The organism is Thainema salinarum CENA647, from assembly GCF_057732415.1.
In genome coordinates, this window is record NZ_JBYJZJ010000022.1 from 4,757,589 (window position 1) to 4,777,040 (window position 19,452).

The 19,452-nt window shown below is 50.4% G+C and carries 19 protein-coding genes; 9 read left to right on the forward strand and 10 right to left on the reverse strand.

Annotated elements, in window-relative coordinates:
* Positions 1-443 precede the first annotated feature (443 nt).
* The 3 genes from AC286M_RS27585 to AC286M_RS27595 form a co-directional block, all read right to left on the reverse strand.
* Complete coding sequence (locus tag AC286M_RS27585) at positions 444-1,361, reverse strand: glycosyltransferase family 2 protein (RefSeq protein WP_488207434.1); 918 nt, start codon at positions 1,359-1,361, stop codon at positions 444-446.
* A 419-nt stretch (positions 1,362-1,780) separates the two neighbouring features.
* Positions 1,781-2,581, reverse strand: a complete 801-nt coding sequence (gene hpsJ-B / locus AC286M_RS27590) for a hormogonium polysaccharide biosynthesis protein HpsJ (protein WP_488207435.1) — start codon at positions 2,579-2,581, stop codon at positions 1,781-1,783.
* A gap of 320 nt (positions 2,582-2,901) precedes the next feature.
* A complete protein-coding gene (locus AC286M_RS27595; RefSeq protein ID WP_488207436.1) occupies positions 2,902-3,621 on the reverse strand; it encodes a TIGR04283 family arsenosugar biosynthesis glycosyltransferase in 720 nt (239 codons plus the stop codon).
* Positions 3,622-3,784: 163 nt separating this feature from the next.
* Between AC286M_RS27595 and pgl the strand changes: the two genes are divergently transcribed.
* From pgl to AC286M_RS27620, 5 genes are all read left to right on the forward strand, one after another.
* A complete protein-coding gene (gene pgl / locus AC286M_RS27600) occupies positions 3,785-4,528 on the forward strand; it encodes a 6-phosphogluconolactonase (RefSeq protein ID WP_488207437.1) in 744 nt (247 codons plus the stop codon).
* A gap of 247 nt (positions 4,529-4,775) precedes the next feature.
* Entirely contained in the window at positions 4,776-5,555 is a 780-nt protein-coding gene (locus tag AC286M_RS27605) for a double zinc ribbon and FHA domain-containing protein (RefSeq protein WP_488207438.1), read from the forward strand.
* Positions 5,556-5,724: 169 nt separating this feature from the next.
* Positions 5,725-7,206 carry a protein kinase domain-containing protein gene (locus AC286M_RS27610; protein WP_488207439.1) on the forward strand — a complete coding sequence of 494 codons (1,482 nt, stop codon included), beginning with the start codon at positions 5,725-5,727 and terminating at the stop codon, positions 7,204-7,206.
* A gap of 82 nt (positions 7,207-7,288) precedes the next feature.
* Entirely contained in the window at positions 7,289-7,615 is a 327-nt protein-coding gene (locus AC286M_RS27615; RefSeq protein WP_488207440.1) for a lecithin retinol acyltransferase family protein, read from the forward strand.
* Positions 7,546-8,001 (forward strand): PspA/IM30 family protein, encoded by a 456-nt coding sequence (locus AC286M_RS27620; protein WP_488207441.1) that lies wholly within the window; start codon positions 7,546-7,548, stop codon positions 7,999-8,001. Before AC286M_RS27615 ends, AC286M_RS27620 begins: the two co-directional genes overlap by 70 nt.
* Before the next feature lie 5 nt (positions 8,002-8,006).
* Here the strand turns inward: AC286M_RS27620 and AC286M_RS27625 are convergent, their stop codons facing one another.
* Complete coding sequence (locus AC286M_RS27625) at positions 8,007-8,810, reverse strand: E3 ubiquitin ligase family protein (RefSeq protein ID WP_488207442.1); 804 nt, start codon at positions 8,808-8,810, stop codon at positions 8,007-8,009.
* A gap of 447 nt (positions 8,811-9,257) precedes the next feature.
* On the opposite strand from AC286M_RS27625, the gene AC286M_RS27630 reads away from it, so the two are divergent.
* Positions 9,258-9,818, forward strand: coding sequence for a Uma2 family endonuclease (locus AC286M_RS27630; RefSeq protein ID WP_488207443.1), 561 nt, complete (start codon positions 9,258-9,260; stop codon positions 9,816-9,818).
* Here the strand turns inward: AC286M_RS27630 and AC286M_RS27635 are convergent.
* From AC286M_RS27635 to AC286M_RS27645, 3 genes are read right to left on the reverse strand one after another with little or no spacing between them, the layout of a single operon-like run.
* Positions 9,797-11,791 (reverse strand): NACHT domain-containing protein, encoded by a 1,995-nt coding sequence (locus AC286M_RS27635; RefSeq protein WP_488207444.1) that lies wholly within the window; start codon positions 11,789-11,791, stop codon positions 9,797-9,799. The two genes, AC286M_RS27630 and AC286M_RS27635, sit on opposite strands and share 22 nt — an antisense overlap.
* A 42-nt stretch (positions 11,792-11,833) precedes the next feature.
* Positions 11,834-12,361: a hypothetical protein gene (locus AC286M_RS27640; protein ID WP_488207445.1), complete on the reverse strand. Its 528-nt coding sequence runs from the start codon at positions 12,359-12,361 to the stop codon at positions 11,834-11,836.
* Between the two features lie 60 nt (positions 12,362-12,421).
* Positions 12,422-12,946 (reverse strand): DUF6653 family protein, encoded by a 525-nt coding sequence (locus tag AC286M_RS27645; protein WP_488207446.1) that lies wholly within the window; start codon positions 12,944-12,946, stop codon positions 12,422-12,424.
* Positions 12,947-13,224: 278 nt separating this feature from the next.
* Here AC286M_RS27645 and AC286M_RS27650 point away from each other — a divergent pair, with 278 nt between their 5' ends.
* Entirely contained in the window at positions 13,225-13,884 is a 660-nt protein-coding gene (locus AC286M_RS27650; RefSeq protein ID WP_488207447.1) for a fasciclin domain-containing protein, read from the forward strand.
* Between the two features lie 429 nt (positions 13,885-14,313).
* Here the strand turns inward: AC286M_RS27650 and petD are convergent, their stop codons facing one another.
* Together petD and petB are read right to left on the reverse strand one after the other, a co-directional pair.
* Entirely contained in the window at positions 14,314-14,796 is a 483-nt protein-coding gene (gene petD / locus AC286M_RS27655; protein ID WP_488207448.1) for a cytochrome b6-f complex subunit IV, read from the reverse strand.
* 119 nt (positions 14,797-14,915) lie between these two features.
* The gene (gene petB / locus AC286M_RS27660) at positions 14,916-15,584 is read right to left on the reverse strand and encodes a cytochrome b6 (protein ID WP_488207449.1); all 669 of its coding nucleotides are present in this window, start codon (positions 15,582-15,584) and stop codon (positions 14,916-14,918) included.
* Between the two features lie 403 nt (positions 15,585-15,987).
* Here petB and ctpA point away from each other — a divergent pair, with 403 nt between their 5' ends.
* Together ctpA and AC286M_RS27670 are read left to right on the forward strand one after the other, a co-directional pair.
* The gene (gene ctpA / locus AC286M_RS27665) at positions 15,988-17,229 is read left to right on the forward strand and encodes a carboxyl-terminal processing protease CtpA (RefSeq protein WP_488207450.1); all 1,242 of its coding nucleotides are present in this window, start codon (positions 15,988-15,990) and stop codon (positions 17,227-17,229) included.
* A complete protein-coding gene (locus AC286M_RS27670) occupies positions 17,229-18,497 on the forward strand; it encodes an HD domain-containing protein (RefSeq protein ID WP_488207451.1) in 1,269 nt (422 codons plus the stop codon). The genes ctpA and AC286M_RS27670 overlap by 1 nt, the downstream gene beginning before the upstream one ends.
* 12 nt (positions 18,498-18,509) lie before the next feature.
* Here AC286M_RS27670 and AC286M_RS27675 read toward each other — a convergent pair whose 3' ends face one another.
* The gene (locus AC286M_RS27675; RefSeq protein ID WP_488207452.1) at positions 18,510-19,202 is read right to left on the reverse strand and encodes an MBL fold metallo-hydrolase; all 693 of its coding nucleotides are present in this window, start codon (positions 19,200-19,202) and stop codon (positions 18,510-18,512) included.
* Between the last annotated feature and the right edge of the window lie 250 nt (positions 19,203-19,452).

Consider the following 19,452-nt stretch of genomic DNA (forward strand, 5'->3'; position numbering starts at 1 on the left):
CAAGCATCCTGCGCTACGGCTAATACTTTTTTCTCTCGTAACCCTGTCCCTTGCCAATTTGGAAACCTAGAAGAGGTATTCACCACTACTACTAGCCACTACTTATGCGGTGGTAAATCATCTCTTCGAGTTTGAGTGCAAGAGGTGAACTCTCTTCGCTTCAAGATCCCTTACTACAGACAGAGCTACTGAAGAAATAAAAATAATTTGTTATCAGTTTGTTATCAGTACTACACGTAAGCTTTTGTCAAACTACGTTATCTGGCTACGCTTCAACCCCAACTTAGATTGAAGTTATCTAAGCCGAGGTTCATATCGGTAAATGCCGCGTGCTAACAGAGCAGCCTCGACTAGCAGATTAGTATCGTCCGTAACATTTTATATTTCTCAGAATACCCCAGAAATTAGCATCTTGCACTTGACTAATAGCCGTTGCCACACTATCAGCGATTACTGGGCACTGCATCAACTGAGTTAGATGAATCGGGTTCATTGGCCAGCGGTAACTGAGCTGGTTCTGAATCCGTCTCCGGACTGGGGTAAGAAATGGGCATGTGGCGCAATTCCCACACCTTGAGCGTGATTAGGTATTCGTAAAAGGCTTGCAGCATGCACCAAGCAAAGCCAGCATGCCCGTCTAAGATGCCGCCCAGAATGAAGTACATGTAGAAAAAGCGGACGACCGGACGAAAGGGCAGCCGCAGCGATAAATCTTTGAGGGCCCGGCGGCGCTCAACCTCGGTTTTCCCGAAAACAATTTGCGGTAAGTTGACGGAACCTGATTCCAATTGGCGCAGGGTTTCTTTCGCTTCGTCGCTAGAGTAGCGGTTATGCTTGTCGATCCAGCGGTCGAATCCTTTGCCGCAGGTGTAATGAGGATAGGTTTCTTGCAAGAATCCGGTGGGGCCGTCACAGACCTCGCGTTCTGTATGGCCGTAGTCGGTGAACCAAACTTTGTCTTTACAGAACAGCCGCATTTGGTAGCGGGGATACTGGGTGCTGTGGCGAATCCAGCGGCCCATGAACATGACTCGCTCGGCCACGTAGTAGCCTATGTATTCATCGGACTGCATCGCCTTCAGGCACTCTTGAAACAGCTCTGGCGTCATCCGCTCATCGGCTTCCAAGATATATACCCAGTCATACTTAGTTGGCACTTCGCGCAGCATCCACGTCCGCTGCTGACCGTGACTGGCAAACTCATGCTGCACTAGGCGTACAGGATAGCGCTGGGCAATTTCGCAGGTGCGATCGCGACTGAAGGAATCGACGACAATCACATCATCTGAGAGGAGAGCCGACTCGATGCATTCGGCAATATCGATCTCTTCGTTGTAGGTCAGGATGTATATCGAAAACATGTGGATATTAAAATTCAGATGGCGATTGGAGTAGTGAGCTGTCTTACCTACTTGGACACTTTTTTTACCAGGTCTTTCAACATTTTTCCCGAATTCAGGCAAAAGTCATCAACACCATAAAGGCATATCACAACAACAAATGCCACAGCACTGAACACACAAAGGGCTGTACAGAACCGTACAGCCCTTTGTATTCTAAATCTCTATGTCTATCTGTATTTGTATTGAATACTGCCAGCTTTATCTAGCTGGGTTCTGATGGTTAATGTGCCGTACAAAGCATGGCACATCAACCATCAGCATTTATTTGGCATAACGCTGGTCTGTATCCAGAGATACCCAGTGAGGCCACCACCTTGTCGATAGGTCAAAATCGATAGGTCAAATGCGCTTCAGACCCAAACATGCGGAGAGGAAATCTAAGCGCCAGCTTTCAAATTGCGGAAGCCTACGACCGCGATGATGAAGTAGCCAATGGCTAGGATCAAGCTGCTGACTGACACCCGAATACCGGATTTTAGGGCTTCTTGGCGAATCTGCTGAGCGGCTTCCTCCCGTCGCCCACCAATTTCCTGCTGAATTTGACCCCGGAACTGGCCAACCCGCTCTTGCAAAAACTGATCCAGCGCTTGGGGGTCTTCGCGGAACTGACGCAGGAGGGCTGCTTGCTCCTGTGGCACCTGGCCACTTTCAATGGCCTGAGCGAGCAAATCTTCATTTTCAATCAGAGCGTCAATTTGGCTGCGCTGCTGTTCCAGCTCTTGAGACAATCGGCCTTCGAGCTGAGTTTCGGCTGTAGTTGCTTCTTCCTGAATTTGCTCTAGAGCTTGCTGGCTGTTGACGCGGACGTTATTCGGATGAAGCACCGTAAATATCAAAAAGACCAAGCCAAAAATGGCGGATAGCACTAGTGCCCAGACCCTCAAATCAGCCCAAGCAGCTCGGCGACCACTCTGGCCACTAATACTCTGCACCCAATATCCAGCAAGCAAAAGCGCTACCCCAACCATCGGTACAATGCCGCGATCGACGATCTGGCTAATCATTTCCAACTGCCAGCCTCGATTACTGAAGTTGGTGGGAAAGATGATCATGATGTAGTCGAGGATGGAGGCCAAAATGGTCACAACTCCAACGACTTTTAGGGCAATGGATGTCATGGGCGCACTGGGCGCACTGCCCGTCATCGGTGCATTGCTGGGTGAATCCATATAACTCATAAAAATACTGACCTTACTCTAAGAACCTGATTCTAAAGACGGAGGATGAACACTGGCGTGATTCTCAATATTGCCATTGCCTACTGATGATGTGGCATCCGGTATCGGAGAGGCCGCATCAGTTAAGTCGTGCAGACTTTAGCGTAGCGATGAATTTGTATTCATCGCAACTGAATGGGGCTGCGCATATTATCATGCCCCAATTTAATTGAAATTGAACACACTGCAACGGTTTGTGTAATGTGGTCAACTGGCTCAAGTGACCATCCTGTTTAGTAAACCAACAACACTGAATATAGAGCAATATTGACTGGTGGCTACTATTTCCAATAGCGGACGTTGATTTGGACGTTGCGCTCATACCAGCGGTTCAATAGACGTGGGTTAATTCCTAAACGATAGGTGAGTTTAAGCCACTGATTTAGCAGGGCGTGCTGATAAATTCCGCGATCGCGGAATCGGCGGGCAGAGGTGATGACGTTGCCGGGTGCGATCGCAGGTTGACCGTGTTGCCGTAGCGCTTCACTGAATGCCGTATCTTCAAAAATATCCAAATCCGGCACGCCACCAATCTTTTCGAGGACTTCGCGGCGCACGAAAACGCAGTGATCAAAGTACAAAATGCCGCCGCGCTGTCCCCGTTGATAAGTGGAATACCAGGAGGTAAACCGCAGTAGCCAGTGGTTGAGATCAAACTGATGGCTAAAACCGCCCCATGCGATCGCGGGATCGCTTAACACCTGCTCAATTTGCTGGAGGGCTGTGTGGGCGGGTAGTAGGGTGGCGGGGTGATGGAGCAAAATAATGTCGCCCTGACTGGCGGCAATGCCTATATTGAACCGCTGGGCGCGATTGTTCGCTTCAGCCTCGATCAACTGAATGTCTGGATACTTCAGGATCGCTTCTCGGGTGCCATCGTCGCTGGGGCTAAGGGCAATGATGATTTCCTTTTCCCCCACTTGCGCCATCAGGTTGTCCAAAATGCTGAGCAGATAGCCGTGGCGCATCTCGTTGATGCAAGGCAAAATTATGGAAATCATTGAGGTTGGCAGTGAGGGTTGATCAAGCGCTAGACAGGATTTTTACACAGATTTCGGCCTGAATTCTTACAATTCCCTGAGAGAGATGAGACTGTGGGCCAGATTGCGCTAGGGTTCTGAGGGATATCGCATCAACCGTAACGATTGTTGAGGTACTTAGACTATGAGTCGAACCGTAGAAGTTCTGTCCGATAAGTTCGCGTTGATTGAGCGGGCGCTGCAAATCACCGTTGACCGTCTGCAAAGCGCGATCGCAGATCGGGGATTTTGCACCATTGCTCTCTCTGGTGGCAGTACGCCAAAGCCCCTTTACGAAGCGCTTGCCAAACAGGATTTGCCGTGGGATCAGGTCTACATTTTTTGGGGCGATGAGCGGTACGTTCCGGCTGAACATGCGGACAGCAACGCCGGGATGGCTCGCAAAGCTTGGCTCGATCATGTCAGCATTCCCGCCGAAAATATTTACCCGATGCCCACCGATGCACCGGAACCAGAAACAGCCGCCGCCCAGTACGACCAAACGATTCAAGCTTTTTTCCAGGAAAAAACGGGCAAAACTGCTGATTTTCCTGAGTTTGACGTAGTGCTGCTGGGTATGGGCGATGATGGTCACACGGCCTCACTGTTTCCCCATACGGAAGCTCTGCAAGTGTGCGATCGCAGAATTACCGTTGGCAACAAAGACGGCCAACCCCGCATCACCTTCACCGTACCGCTAATTAACTGCGCCCGCACCATCTTGTTCGTCGTAGCCGGAGCCGATAAACAAGATGCCCTCTCCCACGTCTTCAACTCAGAAGCCAATCACGACACCTACCCCTCCAAATTTATTCAACCCCAGCAGGGCGAACTGATTTGGCTCCTCGATCAAGCTGCTGGCGAAAACCTCAGCCCCGTCACCGTCTAGTTATCAACCAAATCTCCCCTGCCCCCTTAGCTCCCCCGCGCCCCATCACTCTCCTACCCATCCACTCCCTTACTCATCCACCCATCTATCCCTTTACCTCCCAAACCCCATCCCAATCAAAATCTCAATTATGCTAATGGCCGTATCGCAATATTAAAATCCAACACATTCAATTAAAATCAAGCACGTTCAGCCGTTTCTACAGCCAACCATTTTTTATGATGGTCGCATTGTGTGGGGGATGCCCATGATTGTTTGCCCAAATTGCAATCACCAAAATCCAGATGGAGCCGTGCAGTGTGAAGCCTGTTACACGCCGCTGCCAGAGATGATCGCCTGCCCCAACTGTCAAGCCCCGGTGCAGGCCGATGCCAGTTTTTGTGGACAATGTGGATTCAATCTCCAGGCTGCGCCACCCTCAACTCCTGCCGCATCAGCTTCGCCATCGTCTGATTTGCCAGATTTTGAATCGTTTGCGTCATCATCATCGGCTGAAATTCCCGATTTGACGCCCCCCGATCCGCTGGTGCAGCCTGACCCAGTTGCTCCCATGCCTCCCAACACTGAAGCAGCCATGTCCTCATCAGAGGCGGCTCAATTAGCAAGTGCCGCCGCAGTCTCCGCGTCATCGCCTCCTGCTCCCATACCTGACGCTGTTGCCCCCCCAGCTCCTCCAGACAACGCAACGCAGTTACAGCAGCAAACGGCCCGCCTGCTGCATATCCAAACCAATACGGTGATTGAACTGCCTGCTAATTTGTCTCTGATTCACATGGGCAAACCCAATGACCGTATTCCCCCAGATATTGACGTTTCGGGTTTTCCTAGCTCAGAAATTGTTTCACGGGTGCATGCTGATATTCGAGTCGAGGGCGATATCTACTATATTGAGGATGTTGGAAGTTCGAATGGTACCTACGTCAACAACCTACCGCTTCCCCTGGGCAATCGCCATCGATTACGTCCCGGCGATCGGATTGCTTTAGGGAAAGGCGACAAAGTTTCCTTTATTTTTCAATTTTCTTGATGTTCTGTTTTATGCGTCAAGATTACACATAGAATCACGAAGGCATTGTTTGGTTTGCCGCGATCGCTGATTTATCCACACACTGATTCCAGAGAATGTGATTACTCTGCTTCTTCTACATCCGCAAAAAAAGACACCTGTTCAAAACTGGTCGTTTGAAAACGAATCCGTGATTCGAATTGGACGCTCAACAGACAATCATGTTGTGCTCTACAGTGCTGTCGTCTCACGCCATCACGTTGAACTTCGACAGCAGGGCAACCAATGGGAGATTGTCAATTTGGGCACAAACGGCACTTATGTTGACGGTAAGCGTATTACCCAGATGCCGGCGCAAGATGGGGTGATCATCCGCTTAGCCCGCTCCGGTCCTAATATTCAGATTCTCATGGGGCAAGATGCGCTTCAGCATATTCAAAAAATGGCGTCTGAGAATCAGGCGGTTGGCCAGTCCCAGGTGCCTGTTCCTGGTGGTCGGACGGCGGTGGTTGACGATACTCCTTTAGACGAGGCTGATACGCCACCAAAGTCGTCGGTGATTCCGGTTCCTGATCATCTGCGCCTGCCCGATCAGCCGGAGCCAGCACGGGCAGATTACTCTGAGACTACTAGACCCGATACGACCAAATTCGATGCATCGGATGCATCGGATTTAAGTGATTTCTTTGATCACAGTTTTGGCATGGATACATCTCACGGGATGGAAACCCATGCTGAATACACAGTGCCGCGTTTGCGACCCAAGCAGCTAGATGATGGGCCACCGCTTTCGGAGCAGATGCAAAGTGATTGTCCCCATGCGAATCCGGGCAAGCTGTTTTGCCGTGATTGTGGCAAACCGTTGCATCCGCTAATGGCGATCGCAGGTTATCAAATCGTGGGACAGCTTGGTCGGGGAGAGGTTGGCGTTACCTACTGGGCGTGGCAAGAGGGCTTCGATCAGGAAGGCCATAATGTGGTGATGAAGACGTTAAACCCGGATTGGGCAGGTCATCCCCAGGCACGGGAAGCCTTTCAGCGGGAGGCGGATTTGCTGCATCAACTGCACCATTCTCGAATTCCCCGTTTATTGGACTACATTGAGGTCAACGGTCAGCTTTACTTGATCATGGAGCTGATTCGCGGGCCGACGCTAGCCCAATGGATTCGGAAGCAAGGTCCGGTGATAGAGGCGGATGCGGCTCGATGGATGATGCAGCTTTGTGATGTGTTGAGCTATCTCCACCGACAGTCTCCGCCTATTTTGCATCGTAATTTGAATCCTAGCTCGCTGGTGCTACGCGGTAGCCCGACGGCCCAGCTTGAGCTGGCAGTGGTTAATTTTGATGTGATTGAACATGACTTGCTGGGTGTGGATCGACCCAGTGGTTTATCGGTTTATTCTGCGCCGGAGGAAATGGGTGGAGAGTTGGACGCCACTACGGATCTGTATGCGCTTGGCCCGCTGCTGATCTTTTTGTTGACGGGACAGTCGCCGGAACTCTACTACGGCACCCGCGATCAAGGCCGACGGCTCTATCCAGAATATGTCACGGGATTATCGAATCAGATGACCCACATCATTCGGACATTGACGCATCCAGAGCCAATGGTGCGCTATGCCAGTGCCGAATCCGTCGCAGCAGATTTGCGATCGCTGGCGGAAGGCTAAAAGTTTTACACCAAAGACTGAACCCATTGGGGCCGGACTTGATCAATACTGAATGAGCGTGTTGACGGTACGAATAGGTTTCATGGCAAAGGGCGATCAAATTTATGTGATGCGGCAAATGCCGCTGGTGCCGCATACCTATCAGCATCACGGCATTGACTGCGGCGATGGCAGTGTTATTCACTACCGCAAAGCGGGCGAGGCCACGATTACTCAAACTGCGATCGCAGAATTTGCTCAGAACCAGCCGATTCGCATCAAGCTGTACATCACTGCTTTTTTGCCAGAAATTGTGGTAAATCGAGCGATTAGCCGCTTGGGTGAGCACCAGGTCGCGAAGTGTTCACAAATAATTGCGAACACTTCGCGACCTGGTGCAAAATTGGCCGCAGCGAGAGCGGTCAGTTAATTAACTATGGTCTCTATCCTGAAATTCTTGATTTTTCCAAATCGCAACCGTTAATTGATCAGGCGACCTATGAGGAAGATCCGGCGCGATCGCTGGAGCTATTCAAGCAGGCCATCGTCAATCTCTACGAGGCTGAAAAGCAGGTGCGGCCTCAGTATCAGCAAACCCAGGCCGATATTGACACCTGGCATCGGGTAGCCATGCTAGCACTGAAGCGTGATCGCACGGATTTAGCTCGGGCAGCGCTCCGTCGTAAGTACGATGCTAAACAGCAGCTCAAGCGACTACAGCCCCAGATGGATCAAATTGAGGCGATTCGACAAAATTTACAGGCCAATAGTGATGTTTTACGGCGACGGATTGAGATGAGTACGCCAACGCTCTAACTCATCTAAGGTAAAATCCCGATGAGAAGGAAGATGGCTCCTAGGATGGCGGTTGCGATCGCAACGTAAAATGCGGTTTTTGCGTTATTGTCGGCGGCTTTGGTCAGTACCTCGTAGGGTTTGAGGGTGATGATATATTTTTTGTCATCAAGGGGTTTTCGAATCGCTAGCTTGCCCGTACTGTCCGTCACCATACCGACGATGAGGGCTTCCCGATTCACGGGCAAAATGGATTCTGTAAACCGATAGCCCAGAATTCTGCGACGGGGCGTGGATATGGAATGGCCGATGGAGAAGGAGAACGAACCGAACGATATTTTGCCAGCCACGTCGTTATCGGGGCGAAACTCATCCAAGATTTTCACGGTTTCGATGTCGGCCTGATCGGGATCGACGGTAATAATACCTGTGTCGTCGCGTAACTGGAACGGGATCGATTGCTGATTACGTGAGACGGTTTCGGAACTGCGGCGAGTGGTTTGCTTGGTGTTGCCGTCGTCGTCTTTTTCGGTGACGGTTTCTTCGTATTCCTGCGTGACTGTCATGGTGTAGTAGACGCAGGGGGTTTGGTTGAGAGGCGACTGCAGCGGTTGATCAGAGCGAACCTCTCCCCAAAGCCGCACGTAGTCTTGCCAGTTGCCTGCCCCGATTTCTTTGGCAATATCTTGTGCCAGTTGATGTAAGTCGTTGATAGAAGCGGCACGAGCCGATTTGAGGCTGAAGCTACGCAATTTTTGACTCCGACTGATCCAATAGGCGATCACACTCACAATCAGCAAAATAATGCCAATTACACCGATAGCAGACATTGCTTAAGCCTCAATTTATTCAGGATGCTAGTTAGTAGAGCTTAGGGATACCGTTTCTCGTGAATGGGGTTAGGGCAGATGTAGGGGAGTAGGGGAGGGAGCGGGGAGCTGCTTTTAGATGCGGAAATTTGGAGAATTGGTATTAGAAACCCGTAAGCTGTTCCTACCTTATGCAAAAACAATTTTGGATTAGGAATTTAGATACAGATCTTTTCAAACTGCCTGAATTTAGTTGGTACGAGGCTGATTCTGCGAGACTTCCGCCTTGTACCGATTCTTTAAATCGCGACTGCAAATCAGCTCTCCTAGTTTACTAAACCCTTTCAGAACCAAGAGTAAAGTGCGATCGCACATCTTTGTTTAGCCTGGAGCTGTTGGTTTAAGACGACTATGATCAAGATACATCCTGCACCATCGTTATTTAGATAGCAAACCGGGAGCGTATCTATGGTTGCGACTCATCCCCAATCGCGTTTGACTCCGGACGAATATTTTGAGTGGGAAGCCCAGCAAGAGCTGCGGTATGAGTATTTTGATGGGGATGTGTTTGCGATGACGGGGGGAACGCTGCCCCATGCGGACATTGCGCTCAATGTGGCGAGTATTTTGCGGGGGCAGTTGCGGGGACGGTGCAAGGTGCGTAATTCGGATGCCAGGGTTGGTATTACGGAGCAGGGGCCGTTTGTCTATCCGGATGTGAGTGTGAGTTGTGATGAGCGCGATCGCACGGCTCAGCAGTTTATTCGCTATCCCTGTGTGATTGTTGAGGTGTTGTCGCCAGGAACAGAAGCGTATGACCGGGGCGGCAAGTTTGCGCTGTATCGTCGGTTGGCGAGTTTGCAGGAGTATGTTTTGGTGGGGTCGGCAGCGAAGACGGTGGAGCTGTTTCGGCGGAGTGGGGATGGGGCGTGGCTGTATGTGCCCTATGAGGATGGGGCAGAAGTTACGTTGATGAGTGTGGATGGGGCTTTGTCGGTTGATGCGATTTATGAGGATGTTGTGTTTTGAGCGAAGTGATCGAGGAGTTCGCGGTGGAGGAAACGATAGCGACCGCCGACCCGTTGCAGCAGTCGCCGCTCGGTGCAGTAGTTGAGGAAGCGGGCGAGATTCCAGGGAGCGAGGTCGCTTTGCCAGAGGACGAGACGGAGGCAAAGATGTTGGATACAGGGAAGTCCACCGCCTACTACAAAACCAAAGAATAGCGCTCCAAAGATACCGGGCACTAAAAATTGTGGAAATATTTGCCAGAGAGAGTCAAGGATTGCTCCTAAACCGACTCCATCGCTAATGCCTTCGGCAATGACTCTAGGTATTACACCTAAGGATGCGAATACAACTCCAAGGGGATAACTCAGAACAGTTGTCCATAGAAAACTTTTGAATGAGTTTCGGATACCCTGATTGGGTAAAAATCGCAGTTGTAAATCTTGTTTCAGCCCTCCAATCAGCCCTCCAATCAGCCCTCCAATCAGACCTAAAATCAGACCTAAAATCAGACCTAAAATCAGACCGTAAATCAGCGTTTCCTTTAATTCTTTGAGAATTTCTCGTCGCACTGCGTGCGACATCGAAATTTTGAAGGATTCAATAGGCTGGATGGAATCCAGCCCTCCAATCAGACCTAAAATCAGCCCGTAAATCAGCCCGTAAATCAGCCCTCCAATCAGCCCGTAAATCAGCCCAACAATCAGCCGATAGCGTCGTCGTGCCTGTTGAGTTTCTAACCAACTGGGCTGTATGCGCTCAATCAGTAGCTCTACCGTGTTGGTTTGCTGCAACTGGCGTGCCAGCCAGCGCAGCGTCCGTTCGGTTTGTCGCCTATCCGGTTCTTGGTCAAATGTCTTGTAAGCCCAGTCTTGCTTGTTTGGGTTATTACGGCGATCATAGCTGCGCACACCGTACGATAGCTGCTGCCCAATGTATTGGCTCAGCAAATCCGCCTTGGTTTGGAAGGGATATTTGGGGTCGTAAGCTTTCGCGGCCAGAGAGACAAACAGCGGAATCCGTAACAGCCCCGGCTCATCGTCCGGCATTCGTTCCAAGAGCTTTTGTAAGTCTGAGTTTTCCTGAATCACCGACCACAGCGGCGACTGCCGCGTTTCAAAATATGTCCGAATTTGCTCATTCGATAATGGCTGTAGGCTGACGGCTCCCCGCAGCGTATCAAGCCTGATATTAGCCTGGTTCAATTCCTTCACCCGACAGCACACCACCAGTTTGGGATAGTGCTTGGCAAATTCATTCAGCTTCAGCATACAGTTCTGCTGCCGCACCAACCCCAACTCATCTAAACCATCCATCAGCGGCAGCAGCACTTCCTGATCCAACCATTGTTCATAGATCTTGGCTTTGCGATCGCCGTTGTGCTGCTCATAGAGCTGTTCAATCAGCCAATCACGAATGCTCTGGTTGTCGTTCCGCCAGGTCGAGAGTTCAAACAGCACCGGAATCACTGTTTTCGGTTTTGCCAGTGCCCCACAAACAAGCTGTTCGGCTAAGCTGAGCAGTGCTGTGGTTTTGCCCGCTCCCGGTGTACCGAGGATCAACAGCTTGCCAGCAATATCTTCTCGGCCAAAGGTTTCAATCAAAAGCTGTCGTGGGTCAATCTCGCCCTGTGGTTCTCCCTGTACCTGCAACTCTCGCTTCGCTTCCAGCAGAGAACGCCCCACACAATCCATCTGCTCGTTCAGGTCAATGGGAATTAAGGTTCGATCTCGCCCCAGGGTATCCATCAACCGCTTATGAATTTCCGGTAGTTGCTTTTCCTTGAGTAGCTGATGCGCCCACCGCCAGTTAACTTCAGACGACGCAGGCTGACCAAACCATCTCAGAATGACATTGGTGATGGTGATTTGGTTGTCGTGGCTATTTTGAAAACTGAGGGTGTCTCGCCCCGCCTGAGAAAATTGAACTTGGCTGTCTTCAATTTGGCTATTCTCAATGTTCTGATCCTGATTTTGATTCTGATCCTGTGATGCCATGTTCTGCGGGTATCCTGCACACCATCTCTTTGCTTAAATCGCTCACACCCCAAAAAAGGCTGCCGCAACGCCAATCCAGGGGGCAACGGCTTTAAAGATTTCTACTCCAGTTTGCCAGAGGCTTTTACCTGCTTTGGTGGTTTCCTCCAAGGTCTTCAGGGTTTCACTGACCTGCTTCAGGGTTTGTTTCACCAGTTCTTTTTGCGGATTTTCCTTGGCTGCTTCCCGCTTGGCCGGACGCAAATAATCTAACAGTTCATCTCGTACAGCTTCATTAATCGCTGCGCCTTTGATCTCCGCCTCCAACTTGTCCAGTAAGCTCACAACTTCAGCACTCGTAATACTTTGCTGCGTTTGCAAATCTCCGGTTTGGTTCTGCTGCAAATCTCGTCCCGCTTGCCCCATCTGCACCATGCTGCCCGTGATACTTGTGCCGCTGATACTCTGCGACTGATCAGGCTTACCGGGTTTTGATGGTTCTGGAGGCTGTTTACCAAACAATTTGCCAATCATGTTTTTTCGTGCCAAACGATTTTGTCCATCATAGGCAACGGCCATCGGAAGTGCCAAAGATAATTCGCAGTGTTAACCTTCAGCCTTTTTTGATTCAGCCTTAAACTTAAGCAGCGATTAATACAGCCAGCTTTGATACTCCAGTGCTTCCTCTTTCATGTCCTCATAAAGCCACACCATCCGGTCGAGAAACCACAGCTTGCCAGCATAAATCAAGCCGCTGCCAAACAGCGTCGGCCAAATTTGTAGTGCCGCCACGCCCCAGACTAAAAACGGGATGCCCAGCGCCGCCACTAGATTGAGGATGGTTGCCATTTGTTGATGATGAGCCGGAATTGGAACTTGGTCTTGATTTAATAGCACTCGTTCCCCAAGCACTGCTTTAGAAGCCCAGTTATCCGTCGATATAGGCCGCTCGAACAGCCTAGGATTGAGCCACATCCAGAATAATGCTGCTGCGATCGCGAAAATCGACCATATTCCCAACCATATCCGCGACCACAGAGCCAAAATCAATAGGGGTAAAACAGTGTTTCGCGTCCAAACACTCCAAGGATTAGCGTGCCGCTGCCATACTTCATCCGACATCGCAAAAGAAGCTGCTATTTGCTGACGCAGGCGGTGTCCAAATGTTTTAGCCATTATTCAAATACCCTAAATCAACTGAATCCTGTGTATAGCTGCGTTCTAACGGTATGACCAACAGGAATTGAACCACGATGAAGCAGATCTACAACTAAAGACATAGGTTGTGGCCCAGTTATGCATTTACATCGCCACAAGATCTACCTTTCGACGAACGCCATAGGTGAATAGCATTGTTAAGTTTTATGTTGTGTTGCTCATTTGCGGTCATACCGAATGAGTAGTGCGCTCACCAGATAGATATGAAGCGTAAACATCGTTTAAGGACATTTTTTATGAAGCGACTAGCAACCACAGCGGTTACCAAAAAAATCTTAGCCGGAATTTTAACGCTCGGCACCGTAGTTACAGTGTCCGCTTGTGCAACTGAACAGGATACTGTAACGACTGCTCCTACAACTGAAGATCCTGCCGCAGTTGATGGTACAGACACAGCAGAAGAACCGGTAGCTAGTGATATGGAGACCGATGCCGCGGCCAACGGTTCGATTGTTGAAGTTGCATCTAGTGCTGGATCATTCAATACTTTAACGCAGGCTATTGAGGCTGCTGGGCTGACTGAAACCCTCTCTCAAGATGGTTCTTCCTATACCGTGTTTGCCCCAACGGACGAAGCCTTCAATCAACTGCCGGAAGGAACGCTAGATCAACTGCTACTGCCAGAAAATCAAGAGTTACTCCGTCAGATTTTGACCTACCACGTTGTGCCGCAGGCAGTCACGTCCAGTGAAATCCAACCTGGCGAAGTTAGCACCGTTGAGGGTTCTCCAGTTAACCTCCAGGTTGATGGCAGCAGTGTTATGGTCAACGAAGCAATGGTAACTCAACCAGACATTGAAGCTAGCAATGGTGTAATTCACGCCATTGATCAGGTCATTCTGCCACCACAGATTGCTGCTCAGTTAACGGGAGCAGGCGCAGGTAGCGAAGGATAAGTTCTCTTTAGATTGGCACTCCTCAATTTTTTTTTATAAAAGGCACGCTCTGCGTGCCTTTTTCTTTGCATAGCTTGTATCAGCTCTGGTTAGAACCTGGACGTGTTGTAGCGCGGCTTAGCCATGCTACAACAACGCCTGAACCAGTATGGCTAGTTATCGCTTTTGCGATCGCTCATGTTCAGCCGTGCATTTTCAGCGTTGAAGAGATGCGTAGTTGTCTCACTGTCTGAGTTTTAAGGCGTGGTAGGCATAGCTCCACCCTATTTCGTGGATTTTAGGTTAGAGCACAGATTGTTTGAGCTGTGCTGTGCAATGACTTGTATAGGAGTCTGGCTATCGTGCGGCAAACACACTAAAAAAGCGAGGGGAGCGCGCCTCAAAGACCCATTCCCCTCGCTTTTTTCGGAAGTTTAATATGATGACTACTTAGAACAAACCCAGGGTCAGAGACTCTCTAATGGGGAATGTTGCGCCAATTCCGAGCCACAGTGTTACCAACGTACCAAACATGAATACGGTGGTCGCAACTGGACGACGGAATGGATTTTGGAACTTGTTGACATTCTCAATGAATGGTACAAGCATCAAACCTAGAGGAATTGCAGTTTGCAACGCAATTCCCAGCAGCTTGTTAGGAACAATCCGCAGAATTTGGAAAGCGGGATAGAGATACCACTCTGGCAAAATCTCTAGCGGTGTTGCAAACGGGTTAGCTGGCTCGCCCACCATTGCAGGATCAAGTACAGCTAAGGCTGTAACACAAGCAATCGTACCCAGAATAACAACTGGGAACACGTACAACAAATCGTTGGGCCAAGCTGGCTCACCGTAGTAGTTGTGACCCATACCACGCTTTAGCTTTTCGCGTAGTTTCGGATCAGCTAAATTCGGCTTTTTCAAAGTTGCCATAGCTTATTCGGTGTTCTCCTTAAAGACCAGTAGGACGAAATAAACGCGCTTCATAAGCTGATTCGTTTCTTAAAGCGTACAGATCTCTCAACAGGAATCTGCTCGCTGGTAACCGCACTTTACAAGGGACCGGAGATGCCTTGCTTACGGATCATCAAGAAGTGAAGCAGCATAAAGACTGCGATCAGCCAGGGCAATACAAATGTATGCAGGCTGTAGAAGCGGGTTAAAGTCGGCTGTCCGACGCTGACACCACCACGCAGCAGTTCAACCATGAACGAACCCACAAATGGAATCGCCTCAGGTACACCAGATACGATCTTGACCGCCCAGTAACCAACTTGATCCCAAGGCAAGGAGTATCCAGTCACGCCAAAAGAAACCGTGATGACAGCCAGGATGACGCCAGTAATCCAGGTCAACTCACGGGGCTTCTTGAAACCACCCGTCAAGTAAACGCGGAAAACGTGCAGGATCATCATCAGCACCATCATGCTGGCTGACCAGCGGTGAATGGAGCGAATGAGCCAACCGAAGTTAACGTCGGTCATCAGATATTGGACAGAAGAAAATGCTTCGGTGACGGTCGGCTTATAGTAGAACGTCATAGCGAAGCCCGTTGCAAATTGGATGAGAAAACACGTTAGCGTAATTCCACCCAAGCAGTAAAAAATATTGACGTGGGGAGGAACGTATTTGCTAGAGATATCATCCGCAATGGCCTGAATCTCTAGGCGTTCCTGAAACCACTGATAGGGTTTTGAATCTGTAACCTGCTTTGTAAACATGAAGCGAGCGTTCCGAAGAAATCATTGCTGTTCAGTAAAAATGTAACATAGCTCAACGCTAAATGAATGCGAAGTCAGTCCTTGATTTACGCGGCTTGTATCAAGGCATATCAGCGTTGCACTAGCTTATTTGCACTCCGCTTATGTAAAGACATGACTGCTCAAAACCCGTCAATATAGTGCTCCAGCAACCTTGACAAACTGCTCAAACTCGTGACGGAGTAGACGTTTGTGAGGATTTTAAGCAAAATTAAGGAATCTAATTTTTCTCATAAACGCACTCATTTGTTAACACTACTTAACAGTTTGAGCGCTGCATGGTCTTGTTTCCGCCTTCAGCGGTAGCTTGTCCATTGCATCTGGGCTGTTTGGGAAGAGAATTAAACAGGTTAAGATCGTCAGCATGATTAGGAAACTGCTTCGTACCGGACTTTTAATATTCCTTGTTGCGCTCTGTTCGTGGGGATGGGCAACGCCGTCAGCTTTGGCCTTTACAGATGAGCAAAAGCTAGTGTCTGAGGTCTGGCGGATTGTGAATCGGGCTTATTTAGACGAAACATTCAACGGTCAGAACTGGTGGTTTGTGCGCCAGCGGATGTTACGCAAGTCAATGCGCGATCGCGAAGAGGCTTATGGGGTGATTCAGGACATGCTGGCGATGCTGAATGACCCCTATACGCGTCTGCTCAAGCCCAAGCAGTACCGGACGCTGCAAACGAATACGTCGGGAGAACTGACGGGGGTTGGGTTGCAAATTGCCCAGGATGATGAGGGCTATTTGCGGGTGATTGCGCCGATTGAGGGGTCGCCCGCCGAGGATGCGGGGATTCAACCCCGCGATCGCATTACTCAAATCAATGGCTTTCCAACCCGCAACTTGACGTTAGATGAAGCGGCGGATCGGATGCGGGGGCAGGTTGGCACGATTGTGACGCTGACGGTGGAGCGAAACGAGCAGGCTCCGTTTGATGTCAATCTCAAGCGCGATCATATTGTGCTGAATCCGGTTTACGCTGATTTGCGATCGCAGTCGGACGGCAGCAAGATTGGCTACATTCGCCTGAATCAGTTCAACGGCAATGCGGCATCGGAAATGGCCAGTGCGCTGTCTGATTTGGAAAAACGAGGGGCAGAATCCTACATCTTGGACTTACGCAATAATCCAGGCGGGTTGCTCCAGGCGGGGGTTGAAATTGCTCAGCTCTGGCTGGATGATGCGCCAATTGTGTACACCGTGAATCGTCAGGGCATGATGGGCAGTTTTCAGGCAGCTGGTCAGGCGGCAACCCATGCGCCGCTGGTTGTGCTGGTCAACGGTGGCACCGCCAGCGCCAGTGAGATTCTGGCTGGAGCACTACAGGATAACGGGCGAGCGGAACTGGTTGGTGAAACGACATTTGGGAAAGGTCTAATCCAGTCGCTGTTCGACCTTTCCGATGGGGCGGGTTTAGCGGTAACGATTGCCAAGTATGAAACACCTAGTCATCGCGATATCAATAAGTTAGGCATCACGCCGGATCATACTGTGTCGTCTGAGCTGATCAGTCGCGCTCAATTTGCCACAGCAGACGATCCGCAGTATCAGGCCGCTGTTGACCTGTTAACGGAAAAATCTCTCGTTGCTGCGGAGCCAGCGTCACGCTAATGAAACCCATCCAGAGCCGCACCTATCACGACCCGTTACATGGTGCGATCGCACTGGATGGTAGTGACCCCACCGAAGCGCTGATCATTCAACTGATTGATACACCTGCCTTTCAGCGGCTGCGGCGCATTCGCCAGTTGGGGCCAGCCAGTTTTACCTTTCACGGAGCTGAAGCGTCACGGTTTACTCATTCCCTGGGAGTGATGGCCGTGGCGCGTCGTGCATTTGACGGCATTGTTGAACGCTATCCGTCTCTCAAACCCCATCGCGCCACCGTTCTCTGTGCGGCACTGCTGCATGACGTGGGGCACGGGCCGTTTAGTCACACGGCTGAAGATGTGTTTAGTACGGAACATGAACACTGGACAGCGCAGATTTTGCAGTATTCGCCGCCCGTGCGCCAGCTGCTCGACCAGTTTTCCCTTGGCCTACTGGAATCCATTCTCCAGGTTTACCAGCATCAGCATTCTGTGCCGCTGGTCTGGCAACTGGTGTCGAGCCAGTTGGACTGCGATCGCTTGGACTATCTCATGCGCGATAGCTACTTTACCGGAGCAGCCTACGGTCAGCTTGATCTAGACCGCATCCTGATGGCGATGCGCTATGACCCGGTGAGCCAGCAGCTGGCGGTTGCCCAGAAGGGACTTGCTGCAATTGAGCACTACCTGATGGTGCGGCACTTTATGTACGCCCAGGTCTATAGCCATCCCAAAAACATTGCAGCAACTTGGATGCTTTGCCAGTTGTTTAATCGGGCGCGATCTCAACTCCAGTCTGGCCAGTTGGACGCCGACGAAACGATGCGGGCCTGGATGCAGCAGCCCCAGCAGTCGCTGAGCCTCAAACACTATTTAGCTGCCGATGACATGGTGTTGCTCTACCATCTGCACCGCTGGCAGCAGCATGCCGATCCGGTCTTGTCCGATCTCTGTCGGCGCTATCAAGACCGAGATTTGTTGAAGGCCAAGGACATTACCCATCGCTCACTGGCGGATCAGACGGCACTGCTCCAGCAGGTTTACCGCGAACTAGAGCAGCGAGGCTGGTCGGCTAAGTACTACGCTGGACTACAGCAGTCTCTCAGTCGGGGCTACACGCTGTATCACCACGGGATTAAGGTGCAGACTCCGAGTGGGCTACAGGAGCTGAGTCTGCTGTCTAAGATTGTCCATACGCTGGCCCAGCCGATTCATCGCACGTGGCTCATTTATCCGCGTGAGGTGGAGAGTAAACTGACGGGACTGTTGCGGGATTACTTAGTATCATAAATTCTCAAATCCCTACAGTAAGGGTGTTTGGGTGCGGAGTTGCTTCAGGTCGAGTTGGGCAAGCTGAGTGTAGGCATCTGCGATCGCAGCTTCGCCGCGCAGGAATCCGGTATTGGCACCGGGACAAATCCACTGCAAGGTTTCAGACGAAAACTCGTTGAGAATCCGCTCAACCTGCTGAAGCTGGCGCGGCCAGTGAAAGGTTTTGGCGATGCGCAGGGGTTCTGGAGCACCTTTACGATTGGGCAGCAGATGCCGTCCGGTGAATAGAATGCCGCCGTAACGGTTATAAAAGACGCAGGCTGAACCGGGTGAATGTCCGGGTGTCCAAAAAACGCGGACGGTATCCGTCACCGGAAATTCTTGCTCAAAGCTTGTAACAGTCAATCCCGGCAGAAGGTAAGCCTCTTGCTCTTGCACCACAATTTCGCACTGGAAGGCTTGTTGCAGAGCCGCCACCTTGCCATGTCCGCCCCGATGGGTGAGAACCAGCCAGCGCACTCCCCCCTGATTGTGCAAGAATTCCCATATCTGCTCATTCTCAGCCGGACAGTCAATCAAGACATTGCCAGTATTGCCTAAAATAAGATAGGCGGTTCCTCCCATCGTGTCGCGATTGGGTGGAAAAGAATAAACCAATTCAAAAATTGGGCGCGGCAGTTTTCCTTTAGCTGATGCGGAAGTTGAGGATGGGGTGACGGACACAAGCGACCTTGATAACTCGTATGGAACATCCAGTTGAAAAACCCAATGTTTAGTGTGCAATGCGTAGATGACGCGCATGTTGCACACAGGTTAGGTTTCACAAGCGGATTCTGTATCAGTATACAGTCAGGTTTTGCCTCCAGGTTTGGCTCAGTTAATGTAGGTTGGATGTGATTTTGAATGAGTGCGGCATTAATGCTAAAGCGAGGAGCAGCTAGTGTGACAACGTTAAGCAAAAAGCAAGCTAAGT

Coding starts and splice junctions, on each gene's coding strand:
- AC286M_RS27645 (WP_488207446.1), bottom strand. CDS start 12,946: ATGGCTAAAACATTTGGACACCGCCTGCGTCAGCAAATAGCAGCTTCT.
- pgl (WP_488207437.1), top strand. CDS start 3,785: ATGAGTCGAACCGTAGAAGTTCTGTCCGATAAGTTCGCGTTGATTGAG.
- AC286M_RS27635 (WP_488207444.1), bottom strand. CDS start 11,791: ATGGCATCACAGGATCAGAATCAAAATCAGGATCAGAACATTGAGAAT.
- AC286M_RS27650 (WP_488207447.1), top strand. CDS start 13,225: ATGAAGCGACTAGCAACCACAGCGGTTACCAAAAAAATCTTAGCCGGA.
- AC286M_RS27585 (WP_488207434.1), bottom strand. CDS start 1,361: ATGTTTTCGATATACATCCTGACCTACAACGAAGAGATCGATATTGCC.
- petD (WP_488207448.1), bottom strand. CDS start 14,796: ATGGCAACTTTGAAAAAGCCGAATTTAGCTGATCCGAAACTACGCGAA.
- petB (WP_488207449.1), bottom strand. CDS start 15,584: ATGTTTACAAAGCAGGTTACAGATTCAAAACCCTATCAGTGGTTTCAG.
- AC286M_RS27605 (WP_488207438.1), top strand. CDS start 4,776: ATGATTGTTTGCCCAAATTGCAATCACCAAAATCCAGATGGAGCCGTG.
- AC286M_RS27595 (WP_488207436.1), bottom strand. CDS start 3,621: ATGATTTCCATAATTTTGCCTTGCATCAACGAGATGCGCCACGGCTAT.
- AC286M_RS27615 (WP_488207440.1), top strand. CDS start 7,289: ATGGCAAAGGGCGATCAAATTTATGTGATGCGGCAAATGCCGCTGGTG.
- AC286M_RS27625 (WP_488207442.1), bottom strand. CDS start 8,810: ATGTCTGCTATCGGTGTAATTGGCATTATTTTGCTGATTGTGAGTGTG.
- ctpA (WP_488207450.1), top strand. CDS start 15,988: ATGATTAGGAAACTGCTTCGTACCGGACTTTTAATATTCCTTGTTGCG.
- AC286M_RS27670 (WP_488207451.1), top strand. CDS start 17,229: ATGAAACCCATCCAGAGCCGCACCTATCACGACCCGTTACATGGTGCG.
- AC286M_RS27630 (WP_488207443.1), top strand. CDS start 9,258: ATGGTTGCGACTCATCCCCAATCGCGTTTGACTCCGGACGAATATTTT.
- hpsJ-B (WP_488207435.1), bottom strand. CDS start 2,581: ATGAGTTATATGGATTCACCCAGCAATGCACCGATGACGGGCAGTGCG.